We start from the raw sequence: 13,880 nt of genomic DNA on the forward strand, positions 1-13,880 counted from the left end.
TTATTATGATTTACTTTTTCTTAATTTAATTATTCTGTCATTAAAATTGACAAAAGTTGTAACTGCATTTCAGATTTTTCATTTTCTGAAAGCTGTTCTAGGTCATTTACCTCATGTACTAGCTTTTTTGCTAATTGTAAGGCATCTTCTGGAGACCTTTTCTTTTTGATTAAACGAATACTATTAAACCTTACAGATTGTAGTAAGATACCATATTCGGCTAATTGTACTTTTAAAGACGACATTAAAGCACTGTTGATCTCATTGGAATGTAAGCGTAAGGATACTCCATTGGTATTTTCATACGGGTACATTTCTACCAAAGTTTGTGCTTTTTCTTTTGCGATAGAATTTACTGTCTCATTAATATTAGACATCTCGTAGTAAGCTTTAGCGGCGTCTTTAATTTGCCATCTACATTCTACGTTTAATTCTAACTCAGCACCATCTTTAGCAAATGTAGACCAAGGACCAATATGTTGAACGTTGTCTTTTAAATTTACTTTTATGATTTTTCTAAAAGGATGACTCCAGTAAAAGCCAGCTTTATTGATTGTGCCTTTGTATTTCCCTAAAAGGTTGATTAATGCAGCTTCGTTAGAAGAAACAGTAAAATAGCCTCTAAGTAATACTAAGTCAATAAATAAAATAAGCATACTAACAGCTCCTAGGTTAGGAAGTGATAGTACATACCCTGCTAATCCAAACAATATTGCTTGGAGAATGATCATGAAATATCCTGAAAAACCTTTAAGAACTTTATCTTTCATGGGTTATTTATTGAATTGATTCATCGTTCTTGCCAAGCCAATACTACAGAATGACTCGCACATTTGAATGGATGTATCGATAAGTGTATCTAAATCAATTTTTTCATCTTCAGAAAATTCTCCTAAAACAAAATCAACTTGTTTGCCTTTAGAGAAATTATCACCAATACCAAAACGGAGACGTGGATAGGCAGCAGATTGAAGTTGAGCCTCAATATCTTTTAGACCATTATGTCCGGCAGCACCACCTTTACCTCTCATTCTTAATGTTGTGTAGGGTAGGGCTAGGTCGTCTACGATAACTAAAATATTTTCTTTTTGAATTTTAAGTTGATTCGCCCAATATTTTACGGCTTTACCACTTAAGTTCATAAAAGTAGTAGGTTTAATTACCGTAATACTTCTCCCTTTATGTTTGAAATCTGCCATATAAGCTAAACGATCCATATTAAATTTAGCGTCATGTTTCTTAGCGATAGCATCTGCCACCATGAAACCAATGTTATGACGTGTTTTTTCGTATTCTGGACCAATATTGCCTAAACCGACGATTAGATATTTCATTTTAAAACTGTTTTCTTATTTTGATTCGCAAAGATAGTTTTTTGCTTTCTCTTAATAAAGAGAAAGGACCAACGCTTTGTGATTCAGTTCAATTTGAAGGATTTTTAGAGAATCGTTAACAATTTTAGGAGAAGAAAACAGGTAGGCTTTCACTGCATTGTCTTCTTTTATTCTCTGTAAGTTATCATCAAGCTTTATATTATTCTTGATACTATATTGATAAGCTTCCCAAACTTGTTTAGTTAAACCATCCGAAGGGACATCACAGTCTACCCAAACTTTATTAATAAATTCTTTTTTATTTACCTTGATCAGGTCTACAGGTATATCGCCACAATTTATAGTGAAGATAGAATCAGAAAGGGCTACTCCTATCTTATATGCCTGATCAGCAATATCGCTTTCTTGTATTCTTTTAATCTTTCTTTCTTTGATCTGTCTATTGACATCATTTGCATTAATCTTGTCAGAAGTTTTCAATCCACAAGAAGTTATCGTTAAAAAGAGTAATAAACTTGAAAGAATTTTAAAGGTGAATCTATGCATTGTGAGTTTTCAAAATATGATTTTATAAATTGCACTTCAAAATTAAGAGATTAGTCTTTTAAGTACCCATCAAAAGTGATTTAATTTTGATGGATACTATCATAAAAATTACTTCATTGATGAATTTGTTTTATAGAGAACTCGGAGAAAAAGGAAATACACCACTTGTTATATTGCATGGCTTATTTGGTCAATGTGATAATTGGATGACTTTAGGGAAAAAATTTGCAGAGAAATTTCATGTTTTTATGGTAGATCAGAGAAATCATGGGCAATCTCCACAAAGCGATGAGTTCTCTTATCAAATTCTAGCGCAAGATTTGAAAGACTTTATAGATCAGCATGAATTAAATAAGCCTGTTTTATTAGGACATTCTATGGGAGGTAAAACGGTGATGCAATTTGCTGCTAACTTTCCTGATGTTGCAAGTCGTATGGTTGTAGTAGATATTGCCCCAAGGCATTATCCAGTACACCATCAGACAATATTAGAAGGTCTAAATGCAATGCCTATTGATTCTTTAAAGTCAAGAGGTGAAGCGGATAAGATTTTAGCAGAGTATATTCCTGATTTTGGAGAGAGATCGTTTTTATTAAAAAATATCTTTAGAAAGAAAGAAGGAGGTTTTGGTTGGAGAATGAATCTACCTGTTTTAACAGCTAAAATTGAAGAGGTTGGAAAAGCATTGGATAGTAAATACCTTATTGAGGTACCCACTTTATTTATAGGTGGAACAGATTCCAATTACATTCAGTCTTTTGATATGTCCGAAATTGACGAGAAGTTTGCTACCGTTCAAATTGAAATGATAGCAGATGCCGGACATTGGGTTCACGCTCAAAAACCACAAGAGCTATTGGATACGGTATTGAACTTTATCTTATAATTTATGTATTTTTACCTAGGTGAACATTATTACTATCAAAATATAATCAGTGGAAGAATATATACCATATAAACACGAAAAACTGTCTGAAGAAGAAATTATTGAGTTATCAAGAAAAAATCTTGATAAAATTTTTAAGAGAAGATCGTTAAGGGAGTTTTCTGATCAGGCAGTGCCAAAGGAGGTGATAGAAAATATCATAAAGGCAGCAGGAGCGGCACCATCCGGAGCAAATAAACAACCATGGATGTTTTGTGCCGTTACTGATCCAGAAATGAAGAAAAAAATACGTGTAGCCGCCGAAAAAGAAGAATACGAAGGTTATCATGGTCGTATGTCTGAGGAATGGTTAGAAGATTTGAAACCCTTTGGAACAGATTGGAATAAACCATTTTTAGAAAAAGCACCTTGGTTAATCATAGTATTTAAACAAGTCTATGAAATTGATGAAATGGGAGTGAGGCACAATAATTACTATGTCAACGAATCTGTTGGTCTTGCATGTGGCTTCTTACTTCAGGCTATTCACGAAGCAGGCTTGGTGGCATTAACACATACTCCATCACCAATGAACTTTTTGGCCCAAGAGTTGGATCGACCTGCCAATGAAAGACCTTTCTTATTAATACCAGTAGGTTATCCAGAAAAGGATGCTTTGGTACCAAATATTGAAAGAAAAACATTAAGACAAATTAGTCAATGGTACTAATAGAGATATAATATAAAAAAGGCCCGAAATTATACTTTACTTTAATTTCGGGCTTTTTTTGTTGTTTCTTACTTGTATGATATATTCAATTATCTACTTTAGTTTAATTTTCTAGTTTCTATACATCATGTATACTGCTGATTTTTTTCTAAAAGTTTCTTCATCTTTTCTCCAATAAGGTTTCATATCATCAAAGTGATAATGTTTAGTGAAGTTGACACGAATCTGATCAGTACCACATACTTTATCAAACATAGAGAAGCGATTTTCTTTACCTACAAATAAGTCTTTATCTGGATATAATTTTTTAAGTACGGATAGTGCATGAAATTGAATTTCTGATAATCTCACTTTATCATAATCGGTAATATATACCTGAACACCATTTAATTTTTTTCCTTTTTTATCTTTGTAATAGGGTGTGAAAGTGATTTGTCTAAAATGTACACCTTCTAATTGTAATTGATTAAGCTTTTTAGCGTAGGTCAATCCGTTGATCCATTCTGCGGCAAAAACACCAAATGGTAAGGTATATCCAATCCCAATAAAACTGGCTTCTAATTCGCCAATTATACCAGTGGCAGGGTAGAGTTCTGCTGTTTGTACATTTGGAATATGAGGAGAGGACGGTACCCATGCACGACCAGTGTCTTGGAATCTCATAGAACGCTTCCACCCTTTCATAGGGATGACTTTCAGTTTACATTTCATTCCATTTTTTAGCCAACCTTCATGGTTCATCATATAAGCTAATTCACCAACCGTTAATCCGTATATGTATGGGATAGGAAACTGGCTTACAAAAGAGAAATAGCCATCCATAACTATATTACCTTCTACTTTTTTTCCACCTAAAGGGTTTGGTCGATCAAGAACAATAACCTCTTTACCGTTTTCTGCTGCAGCTTCCATAACTAAACCTAAGGTACTAATGAAAGTATAGGAACGCACACCGATATCTTGAATGTCATAGACTATAATATCAACATTTTCTAGCATTTTTGGAGTAGGCTTTCTAGTTTTTCCATAAAGTGAGTACACATTTAAACCAGTAGTTTTATCGATGTAACTTTCTACGTGTGCTCCAGCATCTGTATCCCCTCTTGCGCCATGTTCAGGGCCGTATAATGCTGTTAAATTAACATTAGATGCTTGGTGTAAAATATCAATAGTAGAGGTGAAATTAATGTCTATACCTGTCGGATTAGTCACTAAACCCACTCTTTTACCTTCTAACGATTTAAAGTTTTGTTCTTGTAATACTTCAATACCCACTTTTACATAAGAATTCTGTGCAAAAGAAGTAATTGATAATAAGAAAGATGTGATTATAAAAATTGCTTTATTTATCATAGGGGGAATTAAAGATATTTATTTGATTAATGAAGATAGAAAAAATATGGGTGAAGTAATATTTTTCGTTGTACTCAGATTAATAAAATATCATTACAAAAAAAGGCTTTCGAGTTTCCCCGAAAGCCTTGATGCATTTAATTATCTATTGTCTAGTTGAAGTGGTAACGTACAAACGCTTCCATTGCTTCATACTCTGCTAAGCCTAATTGGTTATATAATTTTGCTGTATCTGAGTTACGTTCTTCGGCACGTTGCCAGAATTCACGGTCATCAGTACCTTGGAAAACAACACCATCTTTTTGAGATTCGTGGAAGAAAATAGCCTTACGCTTAATCATCACTTGCTCTGGAGACATTGGAACAGCCATTTCGATTTCATCGATAGGCCACTCGTGCCATGCACCTCTGTATAACCAACACCAACAATCTTTCATGTAATCTTCGTTTTTCAACTCTTCTAAAGCAGCGAAGATGGCATCTAAACAAACACGGTGAGTACCATGTGGATCGGCTAAATCACCTGCCGCATAGATTTGGTGTGGTTGAATTTCTGAAATCAAGTTTTTGATGATTTCAATATCTGCTTCACCTACTGGGTTTTTACGAACTTTACCAGTCTCGTAGAAAGGAAGATCTAAGAAGTGAACGTTTGATTCACTTACTCCAGTGTAACGACAAGCTGCAATTGACTCGTCTCTACGAATCTGACCTTTCAACTGACGTACTGCTAATGAATCAATATCACCATCTTCTTTGGCATCTAAGAAACCTGTAATTTCTTTAAATTTAGAATTTGACTCTGGTGAATCGAATCCGAATTTAGCCATTAGAGATTTAGAGAATGTTGCATATCTACGCGCATCATCATCAGAAACCGCAATGTTACCAGAAGTTTGGTAAGCGATGTGTACTTCGTGTCCTTGGTCTACTAAACGTTGGAATGTACCACCCATTGAGATTACATCATCATCTGGGTGAGGAGAGAAGATAATTACACGTTTTTTAGAAGGCTCAGCTCTTTCAGGACGTTGAGTATCGTCTGCTGAAGGCTTACCACCTGGCCAACCTGTAATAGTATGTTGTAAAAGGTTGAATACTTCGATGTTCAAATCATAAGCAGCACCTTTTGTTGATAAAACGCTATCTAAACCATTTTCGATATAGTCTTTGTTCGTTAACTTTAATACAGGCTTACCTGTTTTATATGCTAACCATACCACAGCTTTTTTCACCATAGCTTGAGTCCACTCCACTTCACGAACTAACCAAGGGTTAGTCATACGTGTTAATTGTTCGGTAGCTCCTTCGTCTAGGTAAACAGAGACATTGTCATGTTTCTGAAGGAAAGTGGCAGGTACTTGCATAGAGATATCACCCTCTACCATTTTCTTTACGATTGGTGCTTTACCAGAACCCCAAGCCATCATGATAATACGACCCGCTTGCATAATTGGCTTCACACCCATAGTAATGGCACGTTTTGGAACGTTGTCCAAACCACCAAAAGAAGGAGCAGCGTCAATACGAGTAACCGCAGCTAAAGTAACCATACGAGTACGGCTGTTCTCTGTCGAACCAGGTTCGTTAAAACCGATATGACCAGTACGACCAATACCAAGAATTTGAATGTCTAATCCGCCGGCAGCAGCTATTTTTGCTTCATAGTCTTGACAGAAAGCATATACATCTTTCATCGCCAAAGTACCGTCAGGGATATGAATATTTTTTTCTTCAATATCGATATGATCAAAAAGGTTCTCTTTCATGAAACGTACATATGAGTGTACAGAATCAGGTTGCATTGGATAGTATTCATCCAAATTGAAAGTGATCACATTTTTGAACGACAAGCCTTCTTCTTTATGTAAACGAATAAGTTCATCGTATACTTTAAGAGGAGAAGATCCTGTAGCCAAACCTAAAACAGCATTTTCACCTTTTGCAGCTTTATCGCGAATAAGGTCAGCAATTTCATTAGCAATAACGATAGATGCTTCTGCATTTGTACCGAAAGTTAGCGTCTCTAAACGTTCAAACTCTCTGTCTGTCATCACCTGTTGGTTCAACAATGTAGTGGTCATATTTATATCTTTATTTTGGTTGTTTTAATTCTGAAATCAAAAAGAATCTAAACTTGCTTTAGCATTTCTTTTTCTAATTGATATCACAAATTTATATAGAGGTGTAGATTGTACATAATAATTTAGATGCAAGACGTTCGTCGATAGATAAACGGTTTTAGTCGATAGAATTGAGTTGTATGAGCATTAATTTAAATCTTATTCACGATTAATTTTACAAGAAATTAATGTCTGAAAACTATTCTTTTTTACTCTTATGAAAAGAAAAATAGAGGTGGATTTACTTAAAATTTATAATGTATGGGGCTCATTAGATAACAATCCATAATACGAATGATCATTCTAAATCAAATTTTTAGATAGTTTGAGTTATTTTGGGTGTACTTAATTCAACTATATTAGAGGTTAAGGTTATTCGACTTGCATTAAAGATCGTGTATTCTTTTTGATTAAAGGATGATTTATGCTTTTGTTTTAAGCTTACTCAGGAATTTCTTCCTTGTTTTCTTCCTCATTTTCTTCATTATGAGGGAATGTTAGACGGACCATATCAATACGAGCACCATCCATTGTGACAATGTCAAAGGTTAATCCTTCAACTTCTATCTTTTCTTCTACTTCAGGAATATTTCTATAATGGTAAAGAATGTAGCCACCAAGGGTGTCGTATTCTCCTTCTTCAATAGACCAGTTTTTCTTTTCATTTAACCAATCGATTTCATGTCTTGCTGTAAGTAGGAAAGTATGTTCATTTTCTTGGAAGAATGGTAATTCTTCTTCATCATGTTCATCTTCGATCTCACCGACAATTTCTTCGGTAATGTCTTCCATTGTTACAATTCCAGCAGTACCACCGTATTCATCAATGATTGTTACAAGACTTTTCTTTTCAGACATCATAAATGCCATAATCTCATCTGCAGCAGCAGTTTCTGGTCTTGACGGAATTTCGTGTAAAATTTCTTGAATACTAGCTGGTTTTTTGAATAATTGTCTTGCGTGGCAATAGCCAACAATATCATCAAGGTCTTCTTTATAAACTGGAATTTTAGAATGACCACTTTCAACAAATAGCTTTTTTAATTCCTCAATTTCCTCTTCTATATCGATTGCTACAATTTCTTTTCTAGGAATCATCACATCTCGTGCCCTCACATCTTTAAATTCAAGAGCATTTTCAAAATATGTTTTATCTATAATTTCTCCTTCAGAATCATCGTCTTCAAGTGAAGCCACTTCTATGTCTCTAACATATTGACTTAAGTCGGTAAGGTTAAAAGTGTTTTGTTCTTCTTCTGAATGGAACCCGAAGATGTTTTTAATAGTAAATTGAGATAATTTCTCTACACACCAAGTAACAGGGTAAAGTAGGGTGTAGATAATATTCATTGGAGGAGAGGCGATGTTTAAAAATACATCTGGGTTGATCATTGTTAAACTCTTAGGTAAGAATTCTGCAGTAATCAACACCACAACCGTAGAAACAATAGTTTGAGTAATAAGAACGGTTACCTCTATTGAACCGGCATCCATTGCTGGAAGCTGAACCATGAAAAATTTTTGAAGTATAGGGTCAAGTACTTTTGAAACAAAAATACCATACATCACTAAGGCAGTTGTATTACCGATGAGTATGGTGGTGATAAAAGTAGATTTATTTTCAAAAAACTTATTGATAAGACGTCCAGCTAAAGAAAGCTTTTTTCTTTGAACTTCTATGTGTAGACGGTTAGCAGAGACAAAAGCGATTTCTGTAGCCGAAAAGAAGGCTGAAAAAAGAAGGCAAAGCCCTATATATATTATATTTTCATTCATGATAATTCTCAATTTCTTATCAAAGATCAAAAAAAGTAGTGGGTTCTTACACTATTTTTGAAAATTTTCCTCACAATAGTACAAATGTATCTATATTTATGATTTGATACACATCGCAAAAAAATGTTCGGACAATATTATGAAGGATTTAAAATTAAATATTCGCGTTGAAAAAGCACAAAATTCTCGCTTAAGCGCAGTAGATTTTGATAATTTAGCATTTGGTAAAACGATGTCTGACCACATGTTTGTGGCGGATTACCGCGATGGTGAATGGCAAGATTTAAGAATTGTCCCTTACGATAGTTTCCACCTAGCTCCTGCAACATCATCTTTACATTATGGACAATCTATTTTCGAAGGACTAAAAGGGTTTAGAAATGCTCAAAACCCAGAAGAGGTTCTAGTCTTTAGACCGCAAGAGAATGCAAAAAGGATGAACGTTTCTGCAGAGAGAATTTGTATGCCTACTATTCCTGAAGAAATCTTTATGGAAGGTTTACATCGTTTGTTAGAAATCGATAGAGATTGGGTACCTAGTACACCTGACAGTTCTTTATATATTCGTCCATTTATGTTTGCAACGGATGAGTTCTTAGGAATGAAGCCATCAGATACATATACTTTTGCTATAATTACTGCACCTGCAGGTAAATATTATTCAAAAGCGTTAAGGGTGAAAGTAGAAAAAGAATTTAGTAGAACTTCTCCTGGAGGAACTGGTTTTGCTAAAGTAGCTGGAAATTATGCCGCTTCTTTACTACCTGCAAAATTAGCAGCTCAACAAGGTTATGATCAATTATTGTGGACAGACGCAAAAGAACATAAGTATATAGAGGAATCTGGTACTATGAATGTAATGTTTGATATAGACGGTACATTTGTAACAGCTCCAACTATTCCTGTTGAAGATACCATTCTTAGATCTGTAACTCGATTAACAGTAATTGAGTTGATTCAAGATATGGGTCATAAAGTAGAAGAACGTCATATTTCTGTAGACGAAGTAATTGAAGCAATTAAAAACGGTAAGCTTAAAGGTGCATTTGGTATCGGTACAGCTGTAACTATTGCCCCTTTTGCTGTAATCTCTAATGATGGCGAAGATTTTGATTTACCATCAGATTATACATTCTCAAATGAATTAAAAGCGAAATTCCAAAGTATCCAAAAAGGAGAAATTGAAGATACTAAAGGATGGACGTATAAGATATAATTTCTATTTTTATCAATTAGGGAGGTCTTTGGACTTCCCTAATTTTTTATAAAAAAATCAATCTAAATCTGACAAATTTTAGAACTAAAAAACCGATAATAAGCAAAGAGTTTATTATCGGTTTTTTTATATAAAAATATTGATGTTTAATATTTTAGAACCTGATTGTAAGAGCAGATTGTATTAAACAATTATTTCCTTTTCTTTTTCGGTTTAGCTTCTGGCTGTGAATTGATATAATTATTCCACAGATCAGGACGCCTTTCTTTAGTTCTAGACATAGATTCTTCTAATCGCCATTCATCAATTTTTGATTCATGACCTGAAAGTAAAATATCAGGAACTTGTTTTCCATTCCATTCTTTTGGTCTAGTATATACAGGAGGAGCTAATAATCCATCTTGAAATGAATCTGTCAAAGCAGATGTTTCATCTCCTAAAACACCAGGTAAAAGACGTATAATAGCATCTGTTACTACTGCAGCTGCTAATTCTCCACCAGAAAGAACATAATCACCGATACTAATCTCTCTTGTAATTATTTCATCTCTTACTCTTTGATCAATACCTTTATAATGACCGCAAAGTATAATGATGTTTTCACAAGAAATCGATAAATGATTGGCTATTTGTTGATTGAAAACTTCTCCATCAGGAGTCATATAAATTACTTCTTGGTACTCTCTTTCTTTTTTTAAGTCATTGATACAGTTAAAAATAGGATCGCACATAATGACCATGCCTGCACCATGTCCATAAGCATAATCATCAATATGTCCATGCTTATCCACTGCATATTTTCTTAGATCGTGAACATGCACTTCTGATAATGATTTATCATTAGCTCTTTGTAAAATAGAATGAGAAAAAGGACTGTCCAATAAATTGGGAACACAAGAAATGATATCTATACGCATAATTTTCAATCAAATTGTTGATGAAATGTAAGTGAGTAAAAGTGAATAATAAAGATAAAGTTGATCAATAATCTTTAATTTATTCTATTTTAAAGCACATTCTTAATCTCGACAAAGATAAAAACAATATCAAAGATAACTTCTAGGAGTACAGTTCGATTCACTAATATTCATAACTTTTTGGGAATTGTGTAAATAAGTGTTAACTTTACAGTACATCAAGTGCGAGAGCATTTTAAATAACTTACATGATTATGAAATACATAAAGCTTTTATTAGCCATTGGAGTAATCATAGCATTATCAAGCTGTACAACTTATAAGAATCATGTTGCAGCAGGCTATAACCCGAATAATAGTGACAACATTTATCATTTAGTACACGAATAAACGATAAATTAAGTCAAAAGAAATTATTAAGTATGAAATGTTAATTATTACAAACCCTTCATTTATTCAATGAAGGGTTTTTTGTTGCTATCCTTTTAAATACACTTTGTTATCGCAGTAATAGTTTGAGGTTAAACTTAAAACACTGAGTGAGTTAAGTTTAAATTATGTTATCAAAAGCAACATTAAGTGTATCTTTTACGATAGTTAAGATAATAAACTGTTAGAAACCAAAACAACACATCATTCAAATAAGTTGCTCTCTAAAAAGATATTACTGTCTTTTATATGGGGGCAACTTTCTTTTTTACTTTTAAACCTACTTAATCATGAAGAAGCTAAAATATTTACTATTTATTATCAGCCTAATGGTATTAAGTAGTTGTGTCACATCGAAAAATCAGGTGGCTATTTCTGATTATGATAATCCTGATAGTATTTATGAGAAGGTGTACCATTAATTTTAATGATAGTAACACTTACTTGCATAAATTACATTTCAATTTCTTGTATTAGTCAATGAATCCTCGAAATTTGTTGGTTAAAGAATTTATAAGAAACAAAAGTGATGGACATTACTTGTTTTTCACGGTTAAAAGATCATTTATGCTTTTTGCACAAGTTCCAGGAGCAACAGAAATAAAAAAGGTACTCATTAGTGCCGCACAGCAAGGAAAAGTAGCCCATGCTCAACTTTTTATAGGAAAGGAAGGTGGAGTACAACTAGGGTTGGCTTTAGCTTATGCAACTTATTTAAACTGTGAAAATCCTACAGAAGAGGATGCTTGTGGAACATGTAGGTCATGTAAAAATGCAGAAAGGTTAATGTATCCCGATCTTCACTTTGTATTACCAACTGTTTTAACAAAAAAAGTAACAAAACGAGAAGACGCTACTTCCGATAAGTTTTTACCTGATTGGAGGTCATTTTTATTAGAAGAAAATGGCTTATACAAAAATGTGGCAGATTGGGTAGATCATATAGGCGGAGAAAATAAACAAGCCATAATTACCCGTCAGGAAAGCAGACAGATGATTAAAGCACTGTCTGTAAAAGCTCATCAAAATGGATTTAAGATAGTATTAGTTTGGATGCCTGAGTTAATGCAAGCACCTGCAGCAAATGCCGTTTTAAAGATCTTAGAAGAACCACCGAAAAAAACATTATTTTTTATGGTGACAAATGACCCAGAAAAGTTAATCGTCACCATTCTATCAAGAACACAAAAAATATTTGTACCCTCTCCTAATGACGAACAAACTTCAGCTTTCTTAGTAGATCAAGGACTTGAACCTGATAAAGCAAAGAGAGTAGCTTTTTTATCCGATGGAAATATTAGAGAAGCATTAAGAATTTCTTCGGACATACCCGATCAAAGTGAAAAACTTTTTAAGGAATGGATGAGAGCTTGTTTTAAACCTAGTTTTACTGAAATTATCACTCAATGGTCTGAAGAGTTTAATAAGTTAGGAAAGGAAGGACAGAAGAGTTTCTTCAAATTTGGACTTACTCTTTTCAGGGAAGCCATGTTGATTAAAACCCAAGCAGACGAAGTTGTTCGTTTAGATGAAGAGGCACATACTTTTGCTAAGAATTTTTCTCAAGTATTAAGTGATAAAAATTTACCCTTTTTAGTGAATAGCTTTAATGATGCTTGCTACTTTATTGAAAGAAATGGAAATGCTAAAATCATTTTTGTGAGTTTATCAATTAAAGTAGGTCGTGCTTTTGGTAAAATTAATTCGTAAAAAAGTTCCCAAAGTGTAAAAAAGTTCTTTGCTGTTATCAGTATATTTTTATATTTGTATAGAGAACTAGATAAACAACCCATTTTTCTTTGACTTGGTACCGTCTAGTACTAAAAGCAGAAACTCAAAAAAGTATTACATATGAACTTTAAAGAAGAATTCAAGAAGTTTGCCTTGAAAGATCAAGGGATCTCAAGCTTACATACAGATGCTTATTTCAATAACATCCAAAATACAACTCCTTACGTGATCGAAGAAAGAGATCGTAACTTTAGACAAATTGATGTATTTTCTAGATTGATTGCTGACCGTATCATTTTTATGGGTACACAAGTAGATGATCAGGTAGCAAATATTGTAGTTGCACAATTGCTATTTTTAGAATCACTTGATGCTAAAAAAGATATTTTGATGTACATCAATAGCCCAGGAGGTTCTGTTTATGCTGGTTTAGGAATGTATGATACGATGCAGTATGTTCGTCCAGATGTAGCTACTATCTGTACAGGACTTGCAGCTTCAATGGGAGCAGTATTATTAGCAGGTGGAGCTGATGGCAAAAGAGCCGCTTTACCGCATGCTAGAATCATGATTCACCAACCTTTAGGTGGTGCACAAGGTCAAGCATCTGACATTGAAATTACAGCTCGTGAAATTCAAAAATTAAAGAAAGAATTGTACGAGATCTTAGCTACGCACACAAAACAACCTTACGACAAAGTATGGCAAGACTCTGATCGTGATTATTGGATGAGAGCACAAGAAGCTAAAGAATACGGGTTAGTAGATGAGGTTTTAACTAGAAAACCATAATTCTATATATTTAGATAATTATATTGAACTGATTGTGCTAATTTTAATTAATTTAGTGTAAATGATGT

Annotated in this window: 14 protein-coding genes; 7 read left to right on the plus strand and 7 right to left on the minus strand. The window is 33.7% G+C overall.

Annotated elements, in window-relative coordinates; genetic code table 11:
- Positions 1-29: 29 nt before the first annotated feature.
- Genes NH26_RS16475 through NH26_RS16485 form a run of 3 tightly spaced genes read right to left on the minus strand, consistent with a single transcriptional unit; the run spans position 30 to position 1,880 of the window.
- The gene (locus tag NH26_RS16475; protein WP_044219626.1) at positions 30-770 is read right to left on the minus strand and encodes an SPFH domain-containing protein; all 741 of its coding nucleotides are present in this window, start codon (positions 768-770) and stop codon (positions 30-32) included.
- A gap of 3 nt (positions 771-773) precedes the next feature.
- On the minus strand, positions 774-1,334 hold the full coding sequence (pth, locus tag NH26_RS16480; protein WP_044219628.1) for an aminoacyl-tRNA hydrolase: 561 nt from the start codon (positions 1,332-1,334) through the stop codon (positions 774-776).
- Between the two features lie 51 nt (positions 1,335-1,385).
- Complete coding sequence (locus tag NH26_RS16485) at positions 1,386-1,880, minus strand: hypothetical protein (protein WP_044219630.1); 495 nt, start codon at positions 1,878-1,880, stop codon at positions 1,386-1,388.
- An 89-nt stretch (positions 1,881-1,969) separates the two neighbouring features.
- On the opposite strand from NH26_RS16485, the gene NH26_RS16490 reads away from it, so the two are divergent.
- Positions 1,970-2,767 carry an alpha/beta fold hydrolase gene (locus NH26_RS16490; RefSeq protein WP_242427333.1) on the plus strand — a complete coding sequence of 266 codons (798 nt, stop codon included), beginning with the start codon at positions 1,970-1,972 and terminating at the stop codon, positions 2,765-2,767.
- A gap of 49 nt (positions 2,768-2,816) precedes the next feature.
- Positions 2,817-3,476, plus strand: coding sequence for a nitroreductase family protein (locus NH26_RS16495; RefSeq protein WP_044219633.1), 660 nt, complete (start codon positions 2,817-2,819; stop codon positions 3,474-3,476).
- A 111-nt stretch (positions 3,477-3,587) separates the two neighbouring features.
- Here the strand turns inward: NH26_RS16495 and NH26_RS16500 are convergent, their stop codons facing one another.
- From NH26_RS16500 to NH26_RS16515, 3 genes are all read right to left on the minus strand, one after another.
- Positions 3,588-4,829 (minus strand): exo-beta-N-acetylmuramidase NamZ family protein, encoded by a 1,242-nt coding sequence (locus tag NH26_RS16500; protein WP_174549712.1) that lies wholly within the window; start codon positions 4,827-4,829, stop codon positions 3,588-3,590.
- Between the two features lie 152 nt (positions 4,830-4,981).
- Complete coding sequence (nagB, locus tag NH26_RS16510; RefSeq protein WP_044219639.1) at positions 4,982-6,913, minus strand: glucosamine-6-phosphate deaminase; 1,932 nt, start codon at positions 6,911-6,913, stop codon at positions 4,982-4,984.
- A 480-nt stretch (positions 6,914-7,393) separates the two neighbouring features.
- Complete coding sequence (locus tag NH26_RS16515) at positions 7,394-8,728, minus strand: hemolysin family protein (protein WP_044219641.1); 1,335 nt, start codon at positions 8,726-8,728, stop codon at positions 7,394-7,396.
- Between the two features lie 139 nt (positions 8,729-8,867).
- Between NH26_RS16515 and NH26_RS16520 the strand changes: the two genes are divergently transcribed.
- Positions 8,868-9,944, plus strand: coding sequence for a branched-chain amino acid aminotransferase (locus tag NH26_RS16520; RefSeq protein ID WP_044219644.1), 1,077 nt, complete (start codon positions 8,868-8,870; stop codon positions 9,942-9,944).
- Positions 9,945-10,135: 191 nt separating this feature from the next.
- Here NH26_RS16520 and trmD read toward each other — a convergent pair whose 3' ends face one another.
- Positions 10,136-10,861, minus strand: a complete 726-nt coding sequence (gene trmD / locus NH26_RS16525) for a tRNA (guanosine(37)-N1)-methyltransferase TrmD (protein ID WP_044219647.1) — start codon at positions 10,859-10,861, stop codon at positions 10,136-10,138.
- 254 nt (positions 10,862-11,115) lie between these two features.
- Here trmD and NH26_RS25810 point away from each other — a divergent pair, with 254 nt between their 5' ends.
- From NH26_RS25810 to NH26_RS16535, 4 genes are all read left to right on the plus strand, one after another.
- Positions 11,116-11,250 (plus strand): hypothetical protein, encoded by a 135-nt coding sequence (locus NH26_RS25810; protein ID WP_262494284.1) that lies wholly within the window; start codon positions 11,116-11,118, stop codon positions 11,248-11,250.
- Positions 11,251-11,579: 329 nt separating this feature from the next.
- On the plus strand, positions 11,580-11,711 hold the full coding sequence (locus NH26_RS25815; RefSeq protein WP_262494285.1) for a hypothetical protein: 132 nt from the start codon (positions 11,580-11,582) through the stop codon (positions 11,709-11,711).
- Positions 11,712-11,856: 145 nt separating this feature from the next.
- Positions 11,857-12,999, plus strand: a complete 1,143-nt coding sequence (locus tag NH26_RS16530) for a DNA polymerase III subunit (RefSeq protein WP_044220265.1) — start codon at positions 11,857-11,859, stop codon at positions 12,997-12,999.
- 141 nt (positions 13,000-13,140) lie between these two features.
- Positions 13,141-13,812, plus strand: a complete 672-nt coding sequence (locus NH26_RS16535) for a ClpP family protease (RefSeq protein ID WP_044219650.1) — start codon at positions 13,141-13,143, stop codon at positions 13,810-13,812.
- Positions 13,813-13,880: the final 68 nt, after the last annotated feature.

The sequence above is a fragment of the Flammeovirga pacifica genome, assembly GCF_000807855.2.
In the GTDB taxonomy this organism is placed as follows: domain Bacteria; phylum Bacteroidota; class Bacteroidia; order Cytophagales; family Flammeovirgaceae; genus Flammeovirga; species Flammeovirga pacifica.

What these genes read in the sequence shown, in the direction of transcription:
- NH26_RS16475 (WP_044219626.1), bottom strand. Translation starts at nt 770, where the DNA reads ATGAAAGATAAAGTTCTTAAAGGTTTTTCAGGATATTTCATGATCATT.
- pth (WP_044219628.1), bottom strand. Translation starts at nt 1,334, where the DNA reads ATGAAATATCTAATCGTCGGTTTAGGCAATATTGGTCCAGAATACGAA.
- NH26_RS16485 (WP_044219630.1), bottom strand. Translation starts at nt 1,880, where the DNA reads ATGCATAGATTCACCTTTAAAATTCTTTCAAGTTTATTACTCTTTTTA.
- NH26_RS16490 (WP_242427333.1), top strand. Translation starts at nt 1,970, where the DNA reads ATGGATACTATCATAAAAATTACTTCATTGATGAATTTGTTTTATAGA.
- NH26_RS16500 (WP_174549712.1), bottom strand. Translation starts at nt 4,829, where the DNA reads ATGATAAATAAAGCAATTTTTATAATCACATCTTTCTTATTATCAATT.
- nagB (WP_044219639.1), bottom strand. Translation starts at nt 6,913, where the DNA reads ATGACCACTACATTGTTGAACCAACAGGTGATGACAGACAGAGAGTTT.
- NH26_RS16515 (WP_044219641.1), bottom strand. Translation starts at nt 8,728, where the DNA reads ATGAATGAAAATATAATATATATAGGGCTTTGCCTTCTTTTTTCAGCC.
- NH26_RS16520 (WP_044219644.1), top strand. Translation starts at nt 8,868, where the DNA reads ATGAAGGATTTAAAATTAAATATTCGCGTTGAAAAAGCACAAAATTCT.
- trmD (WP_044219647.1), bottom strand. Translation starts at nt 10,861, where the DNA reads ATGCGTATAGATATCATTTCTTGTGTTCCCAATTTATTGGACAGTCCT.
- NH26_RS25810 (WP_262494284.1), top strand. Translation starts at nt 11,116, where the DNA reads ATGAAATACATAAAGCTTTTATTAGCCATTGGAGTAATCATAGCATTA.
- NH26_RS25815 (WP_262494285.1), top strand. Translation starts at nt 11,580, where the DNA reads ATGAAGAAGCTAAAATATTTACTATTTATTATCAGCCTAATGGTATTA.
- NH26_RS16530 (WP_044220265.1), top strand. Translation starts at nt 11,857, where the DNA reads ATGCTTTTTGCACAAGTTCCAGGAGCAACAGAAATAAAAAAGGTACTC.
- NH26_RS16535 (WP_044219650.1), top strand. Translation starts at nt 13,141, where the DNA reads ATGAACTTTAAAGAAGAATTCAAGAAGTTTGCCTTGAAAGATCAAGGG.